The sequence below is a fragment of the Pseudomonas bharatica genome (assembly GCF_048586865.1).
In the GTDB taxonomy this organism is placed as follows: Bacteria; Pseudomonadota; Gammaproteobacteria; order Pseudomonadales; family Pseudomonadaceae; genus Aquipseudomonas; species Aquipseudomonas bharatica.
Window position 1 is genome coordinate 92821 of sequence record NZ_JBMAWR010000008.1, and the last position, 19231, is coordinate 112051.

Annotated in this window: 13 protein-coding genes; 6 read left to right on the forward strand and 7 right to left on the reverse strand. The window is 65.1% G+C overall.

What is annotated here, in order from left to right; all coding sequences use genetic code 11:
• Nucleotides 1-24 precede the first annotated feature (24 nt).
• Nucleotides 25-639, forward strand: a complete 615-nt coding sequence (locus ACKLLE_RS11990) for a LexA family protein (protein ID WP_279898226.1) — start codon at nucleotides 25-27, stop codon at nucleotides 637-639.
• Between the two features lie 63 nt (nucleotides 640-702).
• Here the strand turns inward: ACKLLE_RS11990 and ACKLLE_RS11995 are convergent, their stop codons facing one another.
• From ACKLLE_RS11995 to ACKLLE_RS12010, 4 genes are all read right to left on the reverse strand, one after another.
• A complete protein-coding gene (locus ACKLLE_RS11995; RefSeq protein WP_420058096.1) occupies nucleotides 703-2664 on the reverse strand; it encodes an acetyl/propionyl/methylcrotonyl-CoA carboxylase subunit alpha in 1962 nt (653 codons plus the stop codon).
• On the reverse strand, nucleotides 2661-3491 hold the full coding sequence (locus tag ACKLLE_RS12000) for a gamma-carboxygeranoyl-CoA hydratase (protein WP_420058098.1): 831 nt from the start codon (nucleotides 3489-3491) through the stop codon (nucleotides 2661-2663). Before ACKLLE_RS12000 ends, ACKLLE_RS11995 begins: the two co-directional genes overlap by 4 nt.
• 3 nt (nucleotides 3492-3494) lie before the next feature.
• Nucleotides 3495-5099 (reverse strand): carboxyl transferase domain-containing protein, encoded by a 1605-nt coding sequence (locus tag ACKLLE_RS12005; RefSeq protein ID WP_420058100.1) that lies wholly within the window; start codon nucleotides 5097-5099, stop codon nucleotides 3495-3497.
• A 61-nt stretch (nucleotides 5100-5160) separates the two neighbouring features.
• Complete coding sequence (locus tag ACKLLE_RS12010; RefSeq protein WP_064304236.1) at nucleotides 5161-6324, reverse strand: isovaleryl-CoA dehydrogenase; 1164 nt, start codon at nucleotides 6322-6324, stop codon at nucleotides 5161-5163.
• Between the two features lie 215 nt (nucleotides 6325-6539).
• Between ACKLLE_RS12010 and ACKLLE_RS12015 the strand changes: the two genes are divergently transcribed.
• Nucleotides 6540-8213 carry an AMP-binding protein gene (locus ACKLLE_RS12015; protein ID WP_420058101.1) on the forward strand — a complete coding sequence of 558 codons (1674 nt, stop codon included), beginning with the start codon at nucleotides 6540-6542 and terminating at the stop codon, nucleotides 8211-8213.
• Between the two features lie 121 nt (nucleotides 8214-8334).
• Here ACKLLE_RS12015 and ACKLLE_RS12020 read toward each other — a convergent pair whose 3' ends face one another.
• Nucleotides 8335-8505 (reverse strand): hypothetical protein, encoded by a 171-nt coding sequence (locus ACKLLE_RS12020; protein ID WP_009406553.1) that lies wholly within the window; start codon nucleotides 8503-8505, stop codon nucleotides 8335-8337.
• A 135-nt stretch (nucleotides 8506-8640) separates the two neighbouring features.
• Between ACKLLE_RS12020 and ACKLLE_RS12025 the strand changes: the two genes are divergently transcribed.
• The 3 genes from ACKLLE_RS12025 to glgB are packed head-to-tail and all read left to right on the forward strand — an operon-like array spanning nucleotide 8641 to nucleotide 16210.
• On the forward strand, nucleotides 8641-10665 hold the full coding sequence (locus tag ACKLLE_RS12025) for an alpha-1,4-glucan--maltose-1-phosphate maltosyltransferase (protein ID WP_420058103.1): 2025 nt from the start codon (nucleotides 8641-8643) through the stop codon (nucleotides 10663-10665).
• Between the two features lie 16 nt (nucleotides 10666-10681).
• On the forward strand, nucleotides 10682-13993 hold the full coding sequence (gene treS / locus ACKLLE_RS12030) for a maltose alpha-D-glucosyltransferase (protein WP_420058105.1): 3312 nt from the start codon (nucleotides 10682-10684) through the stop codon (nucleotides 13991-13993).
• Nucleotides 13994-16210: a 1,4-alpha-glucan branching protein GlgB gene (gene glgB / locus ACKLLE_RS12035; protein WP_420058106.1), complete on the forward strand. Its 2217-nt coding sequence runs from the start codon at nucleotides 13994-13996 to the stop codon at nucleotides 16208-16210.
• Nucleotides 16211-16265: 55 nt separating this feature from the next.
• Here the strand turns inward: glgB and ACKLLE_RS12040 are convergent, their stop codons facing one another.
• A complete protein-coding gene (locus tag ACKLLE_RS12040; RefSeq protein WP_420058108.1) occupies nucleotides 16266-17771 on the reverse strand; it encodes an amino acid permease in 1506 nt (501 codons plus the stop codon).
• Nucleotides 17772-17911: 140 nt separating this feature from the next.
• On the opposite strand from ACKLLE_RS12040, the gene ACKLLE_RS12045 reads away from it, so the two are divergent.
• On the forward strand, nucleotides 17912-18166 hold the full coding sequence (locus tag ACKLLE_RS12045; protein ID WP_420058109.1) for a hypothetical protein: 255 nt from the start codon (nucleotides 17912-17914) through the stop codon (nucleotides 18164-18166).
• Between the two features lie 18 nt (nucleotides 18167-18184).
• Here the strand turns inward: ACKLLE_RS12045 and ACKLLE_RS12050 are convergent, their stop codons facing one another.
• Entirely contained in the window at nucleotides 18185-19048 is an 864-nt protein-coding gene (locus ACKLLE_RS12050) for an autotransporter outer membrane beta-barrel domain-containing protein (protein WP_420058111.1), read from the reverse strand.
• Nucleotides 19049-19231 lie beyond the last annotated feature (183 nt).

Consider the following 19231-nt stretch of genomic DNA (forward strand, 5'->3'; position numbering starts at 1 on the left):
TGGGCAGTCCGTATCGTGCCTGCGATGGAAAAATGGATCGCACTAGTCAAAGATCGGATGCGTGAACTCAAGCTCACGCAAGAGAAACTGGCCGAACGCGTCGGGGTCACCCAGGGCTGCGTGGGCCTGTGGCTGCGTGGTGAGCGCGAGCTGACCCTCACGCGCATGAACCGCGTGCTGGTAGCACTCGAACTGCCCCACATGAGCATGAAGGCTACCCCGGACTCGGAGGAGGAGCCGGCCAACTATGGCCTGCCGACCACCTTCCGTTATCCGCAGTCGGATTGGGTCGTGCTGACGGATGTTGCCGAGGACGCGCCGGTGGCCGAGGAAATCACCGACTACAAGGCCCAGGGCAAGGCGTTCTGGCTGCGGGTCGAGGGTGATGCGATGACCGCACCGGCTGGCTTGAGCCTCTGTGCCGGTATGCTGGTCCTGGTCGATCCGGGGGTGCAGGCGCAGGTCGGGCGCCTGGTCATCGCCCGGGTGCCGGGCCACTCCCAGGGCGTGTTGCGGCAGTTGGTGGTGGAGGAGGGGCAGCGCTTCCTCAAGCCGCTCAATCCGACCTATCCGATGATGCTGTGTGGCGAGGACTGCGAATTGCTCGGGGTCGCCATCCAGGGCGGGATTCGCTTCTGAACCATGGCAATGAAAACGGCGCCGAGGGCGCCGTTTCTGTTTCGTGAGGCCAGCACCGGCCTCTTAGCTGGCGCTTTCCTCCAACGCCACCAGCACACTCCCTTCACTGACCATCTCGCCTTCCTGGCAATACAGCGTCGCCACCTTGCCAGCGTGGGGGGCACGGATGCTGTGCTCCATCTTCATCGCCTCCAGCACCACCAGCTGGGTCCCGGCCTCGACCACCTGCCCGGGCTCCACCAGTACGCGCACGATGCTGCCGTTCATCGGTGCCGTCAGGCCGCCCTGGTGGCCATGACCGGCTTCGGCCTCGGCGATCGGGTCGAAGGCCTGGACCGCATGCAGCTCGCCGTCCCAGCGCAGGTACAGCGTGTCACCCCGGCGGATCGCCTGGTACTGGCGACGCACGCCGTTGTCGTCGATGCGCAGGCGCTCGCCATCGAGCGTGGACAGCGACGGCGCGGTTCGATCCAGCCCCAGTGCCTGCTGCTGGCCATTGCTGCTCAGGTGCAGGCTGATGTGCGCCGGAACGCCGGCGCGGAAACCCTGCCGGGAAGCCCACGGCGAGGCGGCATCGTCATCGCGGGTGTTGGTCGCCAGCCCCTGCACCCAGGCCTCTGCCGCGGCCTGCCAGAAGCCGGCGGACAGGGCGCCTGGCGCTGGCAGCAGATCGTCGTGGTAGCGCGGGATGAAGCCGGTATCCAGCTCCGCCGCCGCAAACGCCGGATGGGCCAGGATCCGCCTCAGGAAACCGATATTGGTCTTCACTCCGCCAATGGCGAACTCGTCCAGCATCGCCAGCAGGCGCAGGCGCGCTTGCTCGCGGTCCTCGCCCCAGGCGATCAGCTTGCCCAGCATCGGGTCGTAGAACGGTGATACCTCGTCGCCCTCGGCGACCCCGCTATCGACACGGCGACCATCGCCTGCCGCGCTTTCCCGATACAGTGCCAGCCGGCCGGTGGCCGGAAGGAAATCATTGGCCGGGTCCTCCGCATACAGCCGCACTTCGATGGCATGGCCGATCAGGGGCACCTGCTCCTGGCTGATCGGCAGCGCCTCGCCGCGGGCGACGCGGATCTGCCAGGCCACCAGGTCGAGGCCGGTGATCGCCTCGGTCACCGGATGCTCCACCTGCAGGCGGGTGTTCATCTCCATGAAGAAGAATTCACCGCGGGCATCCAGAAGGAATTCCACCGTCCCCGCACCGACATAACCAATGGCCTGGGCCGCGCGCACCGCTGCCTCGCCCATGGCTCTGCGTTGCTCGACGCTGAGGCCCGGTGCCGGGGCTTCCTCGACCACCTTCTGATGGCGACGCTGGATCGAGCAGTCGCGCTCGTTGAGGTACAGGCAGTTGCCATGCTGGTCGGCAAACACTTGGATTTCCACGTGGCGCGGCTTGAGCACGTACTTTTCCACCAGCATCCGCGCATCGCCGAACGAGGACTGTGCCTCGCGCTGTGCGGAGGCCAGGGCTTCGGCCAGCTGGCTTTCCTGCTCGACCACCTTCATGCCCTTGCCGCCGCCGCCGGCGGTGGCCTTGAGCAGTACCGGGTAGCCGATCCTTTCGGCCGCGGCGCGGAAGGTTTCCAGGTCCTGGGCCTCGCCGTGATATCCCGGCACCAGGGGCACCCCGGCGGTTTCCATCAGCGCCTTGGCCGCCGATTTGCTGCCCATGGCCTCGATGGCGCTGGCGGGCGGGCCGAGGAATATCAGCCCGGCGTCCTCGATGGCCTTGGCGAACCCGGCATTTTCCGAGAGGAAGCCATAGCCGGGATGGATCGCCTGGGCGCCGCTGGCCTTGGCCGCGGCGATCAGCTTGTCGATCACCAGGTAGCTTTCCGCCGGCTTGGCACCGCCAAGATCGACGCGAATATCGGCTTCGCGGCTGTGGCGCGCTTCACGGTCCACCGCGCTGTGCACGGCGACGGTGGTCAGGCCCAGGGATTTTGCGGTGCGCATCACCCGGCAGGCGATCTCGCCACGGTTGGCGACCAGCAGGGTGGTCAGCTCGGGACGGCTCATGGGCGGGGCTCCGTGGCGGATGAAGAGGAGGATGGGGCGGCCTGCCAGGCCGGTTGGCGTTTTTCCAGGAAGGCGCGCAGGCCTTCCTGGCCTTCGCCGCTGACGCGGATCCGGGCGATGGCGTTCTCGCAGTAGCGACGCAGGGCCGGGGTCAGTTCACCCGGGCCGACCTCGCGCAGCAGTTCCTTGCTGGCACGCATGGCCTGCGGGCTGTTCTGCAGCAGGTTGACGATCCAGTCTTCCACGCGCTCTTCCAGCTCCGCCGCCGGATAAGCCTCCGCCAGCAGGCCAAGCTCGCGGGCGCGGATGCCGCTGAAGCGCTCGGCGGTGAGGGCGTAGCGACGTGCGGCACGTTCGCCCATGGCCTGGACCACGAACGGGCTGATCACCGCCGGTGCCAGGCCGATGCGCACTTCCGACAGGCACAGTTGCGCCTCTTCGGCACCGATGGCCATATCACAGCAGGCGATCAGGCCGAGGGCGCCACCGAAGGCCGCGCCCTGGACCACCGCCAGGGTCGGCAGCTTCAGGCGCGCCAGGTTGTACATCAGTTCCGCCAGCTCACGGGCGTCATCCAGGTTGCTCTGGTAATCCAGGGCCGCGCTTTGCTGCATCCAGGCCAGGTCCGCACCGGCACTGAAATGCCGGCCCCGGCCACGCAGAAGGACGAAGCGCAGGCTGGCATCGGCGGCCAGTTCGTCGAGGGCGACGATCAGCTCGCGGATCATCTGCGCATTGAAGGCGTTGTTCTTGTCCGCGCGGCTCAGCCACAGGGTAGCGAAGCCGCGCGGATCCTTGATCAGTTCGAGGGTGCTGAAGTCGGTCATCGGTCACATCCGGAAAATGCCGAAGCGGGTGGCTTCGATCGGCGCGTTGAGCGAAGCGGACAGGGCCAGGGCGAGGATCTCTCGGGTCTGCGCCGGGTCGATGACGCCGTCGTCCCAAAGACGCGCGCTGGAATAGTAGGGATGACCCTGGTGTTCGTACTGGTCGAGGATCGGCTGCTTGAGCCTGGCCTCGTCCTCGGCGCTGAAGGCCTGCCCGGAACGCTCGCTCTGCTCGCGCTTGACCTGGGCCAGCACCCCGGCGGCCTGCTCGGCACCCATCACGCCGATCCGCGCATTCGGCCACATCCACAGGAAGCGCGGGTCGTAGGCGCGCCCACACATGCCGTAGTTACCGGCGCCGAAGCTGCCGCCGATGATCACGGTGAACTTCGGTACCCTGGCGCAGGCCACCGCAGTGACCAGCTTGGCGCCGTGCTTGGCGATGCCGCCGGCTTCGTATTTCTGCCCGACCATGAAGCCGGTGATGTTCTGCAGGAACAGCAGGGGAATACCCCGCTGGCAGGCCAGTTCGATGAAATGCGCGCCTTTCTGCGCGGCTTCGGCGAAGAGGATGCCGTTGTTGGCGAGGATGGCGATCGGGTAGCCGTGCAGGTGGGCGAAGCCGCAGACCAGGGTGGTGCCGAACAGCGCCTTGAATTCATCGAACACCGAACCGTCCACCAGGCGCGCGATGATCTCGCGCACATCGAAGGGTTGCTTGGCATCTGCTGGCACCACGCCATACAACTCCTCCGCGGCATACAGCGGGGCAATCGGCGTACGCACCTGCAGTTCCCCCTGCTTGTGCCAGTTGAGGTTGGCCACGCAGCGACGGGCAATCGCCAGGGCGTGTTCATCGTTGTCGGCATAGTGATCGGCCACGCCGCTGGTCTTGCAGTGCACGTCGGCGCCGCCCAGGTCTTCGGCACTGACCACCTCGCCGGTGGCCGCCTTCACCAGCGGCGGGCCGGCGAGGAAGATGGTGGCCTGCTGGCGGACCATGATGGTCTCGTCGGACATCGCCGGCACGTAGGCGCCGCCGGCGGTGCAGGAACCCATGACTACGGCGATCTGCGGGATGCCCTGGGCACTCATGTTGGCCTGGTTGAAGAAGATCCGCCCGAAATGCTCGCGGTCGGGGAAGACTTCGTCCTGGCGCGGCAGGTTCGCGCCACCGGAGTCCACCAGGTACAGGCAGGGCAGGCGGTTCTGCTGGGCGATGGCCTGGGCGCGCAGGTGTTTCTTCACGGTCAGCGGATAGTAGGAGCCGCCTTTCACCGTGGCGTCGTTGGCGACGATCATGCACTCGACGCCTTCGACCCGGCCGATACCGGCGATCACGCCGGCGGCGGGGACCTCTTCGCCATAGACCTCATGGGCCGCCAACTGGCCGATCTCGAGGAAAGGCGAGCCCGGATCGAGCAGGCGGTCGATACGTTCGCGGGGCAGCAGCTTGCCGCGGGAGGTATGGCGTTCCTGGGCCTTGGCCCCGCCACCTTGATGCACCTGGGCGAGGAGGGTGCGCAGGGCCTTGACCTGTTCCAGCATGGCCGCGCTGTTGACGGCGAAGTCCGGGGCGCGGGTGTTCAACTGAGACTTGAGAATCATTGTTGGTCCTCGGCGACTTCCGTGGGAAGCCGCAAGAAGGGAGCGGAAGCGAGGCGGCGTTTCAGCGGGTCTCGTTGAACAGCTCGCGGCCGATCAGCATGCGGCGGATCTCGCTGGTACCGGCACCGATCTCGTACAGCTTGGCGTCGCGCAGCAGGCGGCCGGCCGGGAATTCGTTGATGTAGCCATTGCCACCGAGGATCTGGATCGCCTCCAGGGCCATTTGCGTGGCGCGCTCGGCGGTGTAGAGGATCACCCCGGCGGCGTCCTTGCGCGTGGTCTCGCCACGGTCGCAGGCCTGGGCCACGGCGTAGAGGTAGGCGCGGCTGGCGTTGAGCTGGGTGTACATGTCGGCGATCTTGCCCTGGATCAGCTGGAACTCGCCGATGCTCTGGCCGAACTGCTTGCGGTCGTGGATATAAGGGACAACGAGGTCCATGCAGGCTTGCATGATCCCGGTAGGACCGCCGGACAGCACCACGCGCTCGTAGTCCAGCCCGCTCATCAGCACTTTCACGCCGCCGTTGAGCTTGCCGAGGATGTTTTCCTCCGGCACCTCGACATCGTCGAAGAACAGCTCGCAGGTGTTGGAGCCACGCATGCCAAGCTTGTCGAATTTGTTGCTGCGGCTGAAGCCCTTCCAGTCGCGCTCGACGATGAACGCGGTAATGCCGTGGGGGCCCTTTTCCAGGTCGGTCTTGGCGTAGATCACGTAGGTGTTGGCGTCCGGGCCGTTGGTGATCCAGGTCTTGCTGCCGTTGAGGACGAAGCGGTCGCCGCGCTTGTCGGCGCGCAGTTTCATCGACACCACGTCGGAGCCGGCATTGGGCTCGCTCATGGCCAGGGCGCCGACATGCTCGCCGCTGATCAGTTTCGGCAGGTACCTGGCTTTCTGCTCGTGGTTGCCGTTGCGGTTGATCTGGTTCACGCACAGGTTGGAGTGGGCGCCATAGGAGAGGGCGACCGAGGCCGAGCCACGGCTGATTTCCTCCATGGCCACCACATGGGCCAGGTAACCCAGGCCGGCACCGCCATATTCTTCGCTGACGGTCACGCCGAGCAGCCCCAGGTCGCCGAACTTGCGCCACATATCGGCAGGGAACAGGTTGTCGTGGTCGATCTGCGCGGCGCGCGGCGCCAGTTCGCTGGCGACGAAGGCCTGCACCTGCTCGCGCAGCATGTCGATGGTTTCACCAAGGGCGAAGTTCAGGGAGGGATAAAGCATGCTCGGGCACCTTCTATTGTTTGTTCTTGGATGGGGCGGAGTCGCAGGCGTGCGGATCCTGGCGCTGGGCGCGATGTCGATTTCACCTTTACGTTAACGTAAACCTGAGAAAGTGCAGTGTCAATCGTCAACATGACCTTTACGTTAACGTTAATTTGGGCGAGAGTATTTCCCGCCCCGATCAGCTCCCAGAACAACCACAAAAAGGGAACGTCATGAATCAACCGAGCTATACCCAGGGTCGCCAGGACAAACCCTTGCTGGCCATGACCATCGGCCAGGCCTTCGACCGCACGGTAGCGCGCTTCGGCGATCGAGAAGCGCTGGTGGTCCGTCATCAGCAGGTGCGCTATAGCTGGGCGCAGCTGGCCGCCGCCGTCGACCTGCATGCCCGTGCGTTCATGGCCCTGGGCCTGAAGACCGGCGACCGCCTGGGCATCTGGGCGCCCAACTGTGCGCAGTGGTGCATCGCCCAGTTCGCCAGCGCCAAGGCCGGGATCATCCTGGTCAATATCAACCCGGCGTATCGCACCAGCGAGCTGGAGTACGCGCTCAAGCAGTCCGGCTGCCAATGGTTGATCTGTGCCGGGGCATTCAAGAGTTCGGATTACCATGCCATGCTCGCCGAGCTGCTGCCGGAACTGGCCCACCAGGCGCCGGGACAGCTCGCCTGCGAACGCCTGCCTGACCTGCGTGGGGTGATCAGCCTGGCCAGCGAGCCGCCACCCGGCTTCCTGGCCTGGGAAACACTGGGCGAGCAGGGCGCCAGGGTCGGGCTCGACGACTACGCTGCCCGCCAGCAAAGCCTGCAGTTCGACCAGGCGGTGAATATCCAGTACACCTCCGGCACCACTGGCTTCCCCAAGGGCGCCACCCTCAGCCACTACAACATCCTCAACAACGGCTACATGGTCGGCGAGAGCCTGGGCCTGACCGAGCATGACCGTATGGTGATTCCGGTGCCGCTGTACCACTGCTTCGGCATGGTCATGGGCAACCTCGGCTGCATGACCCACGGCAGCACCATGATCTACCCCAACGACGCCTTCGACCCGGCCCTGACCCTGCAGGCCGTGGCCGAGGAGCGCGCCACCGCGCTGTACGGCGTGCCGACCATGTTTATCGCCGTGCTCGACCAGCCGCAGCGCGCCGACCACGACCTGTCCTGCCTGCGCACCGGCATCATGGCCGGGGCCATCTGCCCGATCGAGGTGATGCGCCGGGTGATCAACGAACTGCACATGAGCGAGGTGCAGATCGCCTACGGCATGACCGAGACCAGCCCGGTGTCGCTGCAGACCGGCCCGGACGACGAGCTGGAACTGCGCGTGACCACGGTCGGGCGAACCCAGCCGCAACTGGAGAGCAAGATCATCGACGAGCATGGCTGCGTGGTGCCGCGCGGGCAGATCGGCGAGCTGTGCACCCGTGGCTACAGCGTGATGCTCGGCTACTGGGGCAACCCTGCGGCCACCGCCGAAGCCATCGATCCGGCGGGCTGGATGCACACCGGCGACCTGGCGAGCATGGACGAACAGGGCTACGTGTGCATCGCAGGGCGCAACAAGGACATGATCATCCGTGGCGGTGAAAACATTTACCCACGGGAACTGGAAGAGTTCTTCTTCACCCATCCGGCGGTGGCGGATGTCCAGGTGATCGGCATTCCCGATGAGCGCTATGGCGAGGAGATCGTCGCCTGGATCAAGTTCCATCCCGGGCACAGCGCCACGGATGTCGAGCTGCAAGCCTGGTGCAAGAACCGCATCGCACACTTCAAGACCCCGCGGCATTTCCGTTTCGTCGAGGAATTCCCCATGACGGTAACGGGCAAGGTGCAGAAGTTCAGGATGAGAGAGATCAGCATCGAGGAGCTCAGGCAGAACTGAGTTGTTCTTCCAGGCCTCATCGCTGGCAAGCCAGCTCCCACAGGGTGCACCGCAAGACCTGTGGGAGCTGGCTTGCCAGCGATGATGCCATCAGCAACACCCTCAAACGTCGTTAACCCGTCTACGCTCTACCTTTCACCGGCGGCTCCTCGCTGGGCGGATCGCCAACGGTCGGCGGCACGGTCGGCTTGACCGGCACGCCCTCCGGATCTTCCTCGTCGGGCACCGCTGGCGGCAGGGTCGGGTCGTCGATATTCGGATCGGGCGTCTCCGCCGGGATAGGGATACTCATCGCTGTACCTCGCAAGGACGGTGATCGTGTCTTGGCTTGGACCGCTTTCCCGCGGCAACGCTCATTTTTTATTGAACCCCCGCGCCTGCCATTGCTCTGAACCCTTACCGCCACGCCGTAACGGAGCGATGTTCGATGACCCGCAATGAGCCTTTCGTAACCGAGCGCATGGCCGCTGCCGACAATCCTGCCGACGATCCGCTGACCCTGGCCCAGGCCTTGTTGCTGCCCCGGGTGGTGATCGAGAACACCACGCCGGTGATCGACGCCGGCCTGTATGCGGTCAAGACCGAGGTCGGCCGCACGGTAACGGTCGGCAGTACGGTCTATGCCGATGGCCACGATGTCCTCGCGGTGACCCTCAACTGGCGCCAGGCCCATAGCCGGCGCTGGCGCAGCATCAGCATGACCTTGCTCGGCAATGACCGCTGGGAGGGCAGCTTCAGCATCAACGAGATGGGCCGCCACCTGTTCGTGATCGAGGCATGGATCGACGGCTATGCCACCTATTGTCACGACCTGGAAAAGAAGTTCGCCGCCGGCGTGGATGTCGAGCTGGAGCTGGAGGAGGGCCGCCTGCACCTCGAGCATGCCGCCGAACGCAGCGCCGGGCCGCTGCGCGAGGAACTGGCCGGGCTCGCCCGGCGCTTGCGCAAGGGCCTGCCGGTGGCGTCCCGGGTGGAAATGCTGGTGGCCAGCGAGACCCGCGTGCTGATGGCCCAGGCCGATCCGCGCAGCTACCTTAGCCGCAGCCCCGAGTTTCCCTTGGACGTGGAGCGCGAACGTGCCGCCTTTGCCAGTTGGTACGAGCTGTTTCCCCGCTCGATCACCGACGATCCCCAGCGCCACGGCACCTTCAACGATGTACATGCGCGCCTGCCGATGATCCGCGACATGGGCTTCGATGTGCTGTATTTCCCGCCCATCCACCCCATCGGCAGCAAGTTCCGCAAAGGCCGCAACAACGCCCTCAGCGCCGAACCCGGCGACCCGGGCAGCCCCTATGCCATCGGCAGCCCGGACGGCGGCCATGATGCGATCCATCCGCAACTGGGCAGCCGCGAGGACTTCCGTCGCTTGGTCGCTGCCGCCGCGGAACATGGGCTTGAGATCGCCCTGGACTTTGCCATCCAGTGCTCCCAGGACCATCCCTGGCTGACCGAGCATCCCGGCTGGTTTTCCTGGCGACCGGACGGCAGCATCCGCTACGCGGAAAACCCGCCGAAGAAATACCAGGACATCGTCAACGTCGACTTCTACGCCGCCGACGCCGTGCCGTCGCTGTGGCTGGCGCTGCGCGACGTGGTGGAAGGCTGGGTACAGGAAGGCGTCAAGCAGTTCCGCGTGGACAACCCGCACACCAAGCCGCTGCCGTTCTGGCAATGGTTGATCGCCGATATCCGTGGCCGCCATCCCGAGGTGATCTTCCTTGCCGAAGCCTTTACCAAGCCGGCGATGATGGCCCGCCTGGGCAAGGTCGGCTACAGCCAGAGCTACACCTACTTCACCTGGCGCAATACCAAGGCCGAGATCCAGGAGTACTTCGAGACGCTCAACCAGCCGCCATGGTCGCTGTGCTACCGGCCGAACTTCTTCGTCAATACGCCGGACATCAACCCATTCTTCCTGCATCAGTCGGGGCGCGCCGGCTTCCTCATCCGTGCGGCCCTCGCAACCATGGGCTCGGGCCTGTGGGGCATGTATTCGGGCTTCGAGCTGTGCGAGGCAGCGCCGATCCCGGGCAAGGAGGAATACCTGGATTCGGAGAAATACCAGATCCGCCCGAGGGACTTCACCCAGCCGGGCAACATCATCGCCGAGATCGCCCAGCTCAACCGCATCCGTCGCCAGCAGCCGGCCTTGCACAGCCACCTGGGCGTACGCTTCTACAACGCCTGGAACGACAACATCGTGTATTTCGGCAAGCCCTCCCCGGATGGCGAAAGCTTCGTCCTGGTGGCGGTCAGCCTCGATCCGCACAACGCCCAGGAGGCGCACTTCGAGCTGCCGCTGTGGGAGCTGGGCCTGGATGACAACGCCGTGACCCGCGGCGAGGACCTGATGAACGGCCATCGCTGGGAGTGGTATGGCAAGACCCAGTGGATGCGCATCGAACCCTGGCACCTGCCGTTCGGTATCTGGCGCCTGGACAAGGTGTAAGGAAGGGAAGTCGAGCATGGCGAAGAAAACCCGTCCCGCAGCCTTTATCGATGATCCGCTCTGGTACAAGGACGCGGTCATCTACCAGATCCACGTCAAGTCGTTCTTCGATTCGAACAACGACGGCATCGGCGATTTTCCCGGCCTGCTGGCCAAGCTCGATTACATCGCCGAGCTTGGCGTCAATACGCTCTGGCTGCTGCCGTTCTACCCCTCGCCGCGGCGTGACGATGGCTATGACATCGCCGCCTACAAGGCGGTGCACAGCGACTATGGGACCATGGCCGATGTGCGCCGCTTCATCGCCGAGGCGCACAAGCGCAACCTGCGGGTGATCACCGAACTAGTCATCAACCATACCTCCGACCAGCATCCCTGGTTCCAGAAGGCGCGACGGGCCAAGCCGGGCTCGGCGGCACGCAATTTCTACGTGTGGTCCGACTCCGACCAGAAGTACGACGGCACGCGGATCATCTTCCTCGATACCGAGAAGTCCAACTGGACCTGGGACCCTGTGGCCGGCCAGTACTACTGGCATCGCTTCTACTCGCACCAGCCGGACCTGAACTTCGACAACCCGCAGGTGATGAAGGCGGTCATCGGCGTCATGCGCTTCTGGCTGGACATGGGCGTCGATGGGCTGCGCCTGGATGCCATTCCCTACCTGATCGAGCGCGACGGCACCAACAACGAGAACCTCGCCGAAACCCATGCGGTGCTCAAGCGCATCCGTGCCGAGATCGACGCCAACTATCCCGACCGCATGCTTCTGGCCGAGGCCAACCAGTGGCCCGAGGACACCCAGCAGTATTTCGGCGAAGGCGAGGGCGACGAGTGCCATATGGCCTTCCACTTCCCGCTGATGCCGCGCATGTACATGGCCGTGGCCCAGGAAGACCGCTTCCCGATCACCGATATCCTGCGCCAGACCCCGGAGATTCCCGCCAATTGCCAATGGGCGATCTTCCTGCGCAACCACGACGAGCTGACCCTGGAGATGGTCACCGACCGCGAGCGCGACTACCTGTGGAACTACTATGCAGCGGACCGCCGCGCGCGGATCAACCTCGGCATTCGTCGCCGCCTGGCGCCGTTGATGCAGCGTGACCGGCGCCGGGTGGAGCTGCTGACCAGCCTGCTGCTGTCCATGCCCGGCACGCCGACCCTGTACTACGGCGACGAGATCGGCATGGGCGACAACATCTACCTGGGCGACCGCGATGGCGTGCGCACGCCTATGCAGTGGTCGATCGACCGCAACGGCGGCTTCTCCCGCGCCGACCCGGCGCGCCTGGTATTGCCGCCGATCATGGATCCGCAGTACGGCTACCAGACCATCAATGTCGAATCCCAGGCCGAGGATCCGCACTCGCTGCTCAACTGGAACCGTCGTCTGCTCGCCGTGCGCAAGCAGCAGAAGGCCTTCGGCCGCGGCACCTTGAAGATGCTGGCACCGAACAACCGCCGCATCCTGGCCTACCTGCGCGAGTACACCAGCCCCGAGGGCGTCAGCGAAACCGTGCTGTGCGTGGCCAACGTGTCGCGCGCCGCCCAGGCCGTGGAGCTGGACCTGGCCCCCTGGATCGATCGGGTGCCGGTGGAAATGCTCGGCGGCTGCGCCTTCCCGCCCATCGGCCATCTGCCTTTCCTGCTGACCCTGGCGCCCTATGGCTTTTATTGGTTCCTCCTCGCCCCGAAGGACCAGATGCCCAGCTGGCACGTCGAGGCAGCGCAACCCTTGCCGGAGCTCACTACCTTGGTCGTCAAGAAACGCATGGAGGAACTGCTCGAGGCCCCGGCCCGGCAAACCCTCGAAAACAGCATCCTTCCCGAATACCTGCCGAAACGGCGCTGGTTCGCCGGCAAGGACCAATCCATCGACAAGGTCCACCTGGCCTACGGCGTGCGTTTCGGCACGCCGACCACGCCGGTGCTGCTGGGTGAGCTGGAGGTGGACAGCGGCGGCCAGCGCCGGCGCTATTTCCTGCCCTTCGGCCTGGTCGGCGAAGACCAGATCCACACCGCGTTGCCACAGCAACTGGCGCTGGCCAGGGTCCGTCGCGGCAGGCAGGTGGGCTTTATCACCGATGCCTTCAGCCTGGAAACCTTCGTCCGTGGCCTGCTTGGCGGTTTCCAGGAGCACCTGCGCCTGCCGGGCAGCGATGGCGAGCTGCAATTCGAATCGACGCCGCAACTGGCACAACTGAACCTGGATGCCGATGCCGAGGTGCGCTACCTGTCTGCCGAGCAGTCCAACAGCTCGGTGGTGGTGGGTGGGCGCCTGGTGCTCAAGCTGATCCGACGGGTCAACGGCGGCGTGCATCCCGAACTGGAAATGGGCGCCTACCTGACCGCCGCCGGTTTCGCCAACATCTCGCCGTTGCTGGGCTGGCTGAACCGCGTCGATGCCGCTGGCGAGCCCCATCTGCTGGCCATCGCCCAAGGCTATCTGAACAACCAGGGCGATGCCTGGGACTGGACCCAGAACAACCTGGAACGGGCCATCCGCGACGAGATGGAGCCGCCGCAACTGCGTGGCGAAGCGTACGCCAGCGCGCTGGACGACCTCACCGGCTTCGCCGCCTTGCTCGGCCAGCGCCTTGGCGAAATGCACCAGGCGCTGGCCCGGCCCACCGACGACGAAGCCTTCCAGACCCGCATCAGCGACGGCGAGGACACCCGCCGCTGGAGTGAGCAGATTGCCGAGCAGTTGCGCACCGCCCTCGATCTGCTGGTGCAGCATCGCGACGAGCTGGACGAGGAAAGCCAGGCGCTGGTCAAGGATCTGGAACAGCAGCGCGATGGCCTGTTGCGCGAGGTCGGGCAACTGGCGCAGCAGGCCGAGGGCGGCCTGGTGATGCGCGTGCATGGCGACCTGCACCTGGGGCAGGTCCTGGTGGTTCAGGGCGATGCCTACCTGATCGACTTCGAAGGCGAACCCGCTCGGCCCCTGGAAGAGCGCCGGGCCAGGCACAGCCCGTACAAGGATGTGAGCGGTGTGCTGCGATCCTTCGACTACGCTGCTGCGATGGCCTTGCGCGGTGCGGCAGGGGCCGGTGCGTTGCCGGACAGCCTGCAGGCCCGCCAGCGCGTCGCCAAGCGCTACCTGCACGCCTCGCGCCACGCCTTCGTCCAGGCTTATGGCCTGGCTACCGCCAGCCTGCCGCATGCCTGGCTCAAGGAAGGCGGCGAGCAGGCGGCACTGGAATTGTTCAGCCTGGAAAAGGCTGCCTATGAAATCGCCTATGAAGCGGAAAATCGCCCGAGTTGGCTGGCCGTGCCCTTGCATGGTCTCCATGGGCTTGTGAGTACCTGGGGAGAGCAGTAAATGAGCGTGCACAAGAAGGAACAGGGCGGACTGGGCCGCAGCGATATCGACGATCTGGTCAATGCCAGGCACGCCGATCCGTTCGCGGTGCTCGGCGCGCACGCCGATGGTGCAGGAGGCACCTGGCTACGGGCCTATCTGCCGGAGGCCTTGAGCGTGCAGGCGCTGGCTGGCGACAGCGACGAGTTGATCGCCGAATTGCAGCAGGAGACTGTGCCGGGCCTGTTTACCGCGCATGTGCAGCGGGGTGTCGACAAATACCGCTGGCGGATCAACTGGGCCGGTGGCGAGCAGGTAACCCCGGACCCGTACAGCTATGGCCCGCAGTTGGGCGACATGGACCTCTACCTGTTCAGCGAGGGCAATCACCGCGACCTGGCCAATCGTCTTGGCGCCCAGCCGGTGACGGTGGACGGCGTCGAGGGCGTACGCTTCTCGGTATGGGCGCCGAATGCGCGGCGGGTCTCGGTGGTGGGGGATTTCAACAATTGGGACGGCCGCCGTCACCCCATGCGCCTGCGTCACGCCAGCGGTGTGTGGGAGCTGTTCATCCCCGGGCTGCGGGCCGGCGAGACCTACAAGTACGAGGTGCTCGGACGCGACGGCGTGCTGCCGCTCAAGGCCGACCCGCTGGCCCGCGCCACCGAGCTGCCGCCGAGTACGGCGTCGAAGGTGGCCGGTCCGCTGGCCCATGAATGGCGTGACGAACAATGGCTGCGCGAACGCGGGGAAACCCAGGCCATCGGGGCGCCGCTGTCGATCTACGAACTGCATGCCGGCTCCTGGCAGTGCGAGCTGGACGAGGCCGGTGAAGTCAGCCGCCTGTACAACTGGCGCGAGCTGGCCGAACGGCTGATTCCCTACGTGCAGGAGCTGGGCTTCACCCATATCGAGCTGATGCCGATCATGGAACACCCCTTCGGCGGCTCCTGGGGCTACCAGCCGCTGTCGCTGTTCGCGCCGACCTCGCGCTATGGCACCGCGGAAGATTTCGCCGCCTTCGTCGATGCCTGCCACCAGGCGCGGATCGGCGTGATCCTCGACTGGGTGCCGGCGCATTTCCCCACCGACAGCCACGGCCTGGCCCGTTTCGACGGTACTGCGCTGTACGAGTACGACAATCCGCTGGAAGGCTTCCACCAGGACTGGGACACGCTGATCTACAACCTGGGGCGCACCGAGGTCCACGGTTTCATGCTGGCCTCGGCGCTGCACTGGCTGCGCGAGTTCCATATCGACGGCCTGCGCGTCGATGCGGTGGCCTCGATGCTCTACCGCGACTACTCGCGCAAGGCCGGTGAATGGGTGCCCAACCGCCATGGCGGGCGGGAGAACCTCGAAGCCATCGACTTCCTGCGTCATCTCAACGATGTGGTCAGCCTGGAGGTGCCGGGTGCCCTGGTCATCGCCGAGGAGTCCACTGCCTGGCCGGGGGTCAGCCAGCCGGTGCAGCAGGGCGGGCTGGGCTTCTCGTACAAATGGAACATGGGCTGGATGCACGACACCCTGCACTACATCCAGAACGACCCGATCCACCGCCAGCACCACCACAACGAAATGAGCTTCGGCCTGATCTATGCCTATTCCGAGCATTTCATCCTGCCGATTTCCCACGACGAAGTGGTGCATGGCAAGCGCTCGCTGATCGACAAGATGCCGGGCGACCGCTGGCAGAAGTTCGCCAACCTGCGGGCCTACCTGGCCTTCATGTGGTGTCATCCGGGCAAGAAGCTGCTGTTCATGGGCTGCGAGTTCGGTCAATGGCGCGAGTGGAACCATGACAGCGAACTGGACTGGTACCTGTTGCAATACAGCGAGCACCTGGGCGTGCAACGCCTGGTCGGCGACCTCAACCGGCTGTATCGGGAGGAGGGCGCGCTGCACCAGCAGGACTGCCAGCCGCAGGGTTTCCAATGGCTGATCGGCGATGACGCGCACAACAGCGTGTACGCCTGGCTGCGCTGGAGTGCCAATGGCGAGCCGTTGCTGGTGGTCGCCAACTTCACTCCGGTGCCGCGCGAGGGCTACCGTATCGGCGTGCCGTTTGGTGACCGCTGGGACGAGGTGTTCAACAGCGACTCGCAACGTTATGCCGGCTCCAACTTCGGCAACGAAGGGGCGGTGAAGGGCAGTGCGGTGCCCAGCCATGGGCAGCCGATGTCGCTGGAGGTGAACCTGCCGCCGTTGGGCGTGCTGATTCTGCGGCCGGCCCGCTAGTCGTTTTTGGCAGTACCGGCCTCATCGCCGCACCGCAGCGATGAGGCCATCGAGGTCACAACACAATCCAGCCACCAAACAACCCTGCCAGAGCCACCACCGCCCCCAGCACCACCACCGCGAATACCCCTTTCTCCCTCCCGTTGAACGCCGCCACTCCCTGCTCGTGCCGCGCCTTGAGATACAGCAGCGTCCCCGGCCCGTAGATCAGCGCCGACAGCAGCAGGTACTTCAGCCCTCCAGCCAGCACCATCAACACTGCATAGGCGGTAGCCAGCACCGCAACCAGCAGATCCTTGCCACGTCCGGCGCCGTTTTCATAGCCCTCGCCGGTGTGCGCCAGCTTCACCGCATAGGCAGCAACCAGCAGATAGGGCACCAGGGTCAGCGAGCTGGTCAGTTCCAGTGCCAGGGTGAAAGCCGCCTCGGTGAAGTAGGTCAGGACCAGGAACAACTGCACGAACAGCGTGGTCAGCCACAACGCCGCACTGGGCACGCCATGGGCGTTCTCCCGGGTCAGCAGCTTGGGCATGGCCTGGTCGTGGGCCGCGGCATGCAGCACCTCGCAGGCCAGCAACGTCCAGGAGAGAAATGCCCCCAGCACCGAGACGATCAGGCCGATGCTGATAAAGATCGCACCCCAGCGCCCAACGATCATCTCCAGCACCCCGGCCATGGACGGCTGGCGCAGCGCCGCCAGCTCGGGGCGCAACAGCACGCCGTAGCTGAGCAGGGTGATCAGGATCAGCAGGCACAACACGCCGACGAAGCCCAGTACCGTCGCCAGGCCCACATCCCGCGGGTTGCGCGCATAGCGGGAATACACGCTGGCGCCCTCGATTCCGAGGAACACGAATACGGTCACCAGCATGGTGCTGCGCACCTGTTCGAACAGCGACTCCTGTGGCACGTTCACCAGTTCGGCGGCGGCATGGCCGATCCGGCCGTAGTCGTCCAGATGGGCCAGGTCCGGGTCGGGGGCGATCGCAGCAGGGCCTCCCCAGAAGTTCAGCATGAACAGCTCTCGGTCGAAGGCGACGGCCACGACGATGATGAACACCAGGATCGGGATCATCTTCGCTACCGTGGCGATGGTATTGATCACCGCCGCCTCCTGGACCCCGCGCAGCACCAGCAGGTGGAAGCCCCATAGCAGCAGCGAGGAGAGGACGATGGCGACCACGGTGTTGCCATCACCCAGCACCGGGAAGAACGCACCCAGGGTCGACTTGATCAGGATGAAATAGGACACGTTGCCGATGCAGGTCCCGGCCCAGAAACCGAACGCCGAGGCAAAGCCCAGGTAGTTACCGAAACCGGCACGGGCGTAGGCGTAGATCCCCGAGTCCAGGTCCGGCTTGCGCCGGGCGAGGGTCTGGAACACGAAGGCCAGCATGAGCATCCCGGCGCCGGCGATCAGCCAGGCGAGGATCGCCCCGAAACCGCCGCTGGCGCGGCCGAAGGTGGCGGGGAGGGAGAAGATCCCCGCGCCGATCATCGAACCCACGACCAGTGCGGTCAGGGCGCTGACACTGAGTTTTCCATCGGTGGCGGAGCTCATCGGACCTTCCTTGGTATGCAGGGGGCAGTCCATGAGTTAAGCCGCTGGCAACCGGTTATGCCAGCACGGCAATCCGGTTGAATCTCCTCTGCCGTAACACGGTCACAAGCACAACGACCATCGCATCGAGAGAGGCAGTCATGAGCAACGATGAACTGGAACGTGAAGTGCTGACCCGTCTGCTGCACGCGCATCCGGAGGGGCTTGGCAAGGAACTACTGGACAACTACCGCGGCGAGAAGGCCGTTGCCGGAATGCTCAAGACCCTGCAGGAGCGCAAGCTGATCCAGGGCACTCCGGTCACGGTGCAGGAACACGAGCCGAGCGTGGAATTTCCGATCAGGCTGACCAGCGCGGGTGTGGAGGCCGCCAGGCAGATGGAGGCGAAGCGCTGAGCGGCCAGCCCGCAGCGCTCACCAACGTACCCGTACGCCAAGATTACCGATCAAGCCGTTCAGGTCATTGTCATCCACGTCACTGCTGTAATCGGCACTGACGAACAGCGCCACCCTTGGCGTAATTCGCGCCACCAGGCCCAGACCCACTTCGACGGTGGGCGAGTTGCGCCCGCTGCTGATCTTGTCGACCTTGTCCAGGCTCACCGTGGCGGCGTTGGAAAAGTCATACCAGACGTTGGTCCGCACAAAGGGCTGGATGGGCATGCCGCTCACCACGTAATTCGCGGACAACTTCGCGCCGACCCGGCCGCTCCAGCCAGGTTGCCCGTCGAGCGCAGTGGCCTGGCCGACGGCGAAGTACTGTTGGTTGATGACCTGTGCCTGTGGCTCGATCACCCAGTGCTTGCCCAGGCCGATGGGAAAGCCGCCTCCCACCGACAGGACCACACCGCGCGCGTCGTCACTGATGGGCGCGCCTTGGGCGTTGTGCCCGCTGGCGTCTAACCGGGTGCTTTTGGCCATGGCATCCACATGCCAGCCCCGGTCATGGCTCAGGCGCCAGTAGACCCCGGTGCTGTCGCCTTCCGCAGGTACCGTCGAATACTTGCCTGCTGTTTGTGCACGTTTGATGGCCGGGCCGCTTTGCGGGTCGCTGTGGCCGACGAACACCTCGGTGCGGTAGGCGGAGGAGGTAGCGGGCGTCCTTGCTCCCAGGCCGTCGAGGCTCACCTTCGGCATGCTGAACATCGGCGTGTCGTAGAACAGGGATGGATCGAGGTCTTCCAGTTCCAGGGCATCCGCCGGGGCAGCCAGCAGCAGCGAGGCGGACATGGCCAGGAACAAGGAGTCAAGGCCGGACGGGTTGGGCGCTGTTTTCATGACGTTCTCCTCAAGATGACAGCCAAGGGTCTGGCCTGATGTCACGGCTCGAGGAGGGGCGACCCAAACCAGCAAAACGAAGCCTGTCCGCGCGAAAAGGCGCGGGCTAGAGGCTCGGATTGAGTGTGGAGCGATGCTGCTAAGGTTCAGTCAAGGAGAACGGGGGCGGGGCGTCAAGATTTT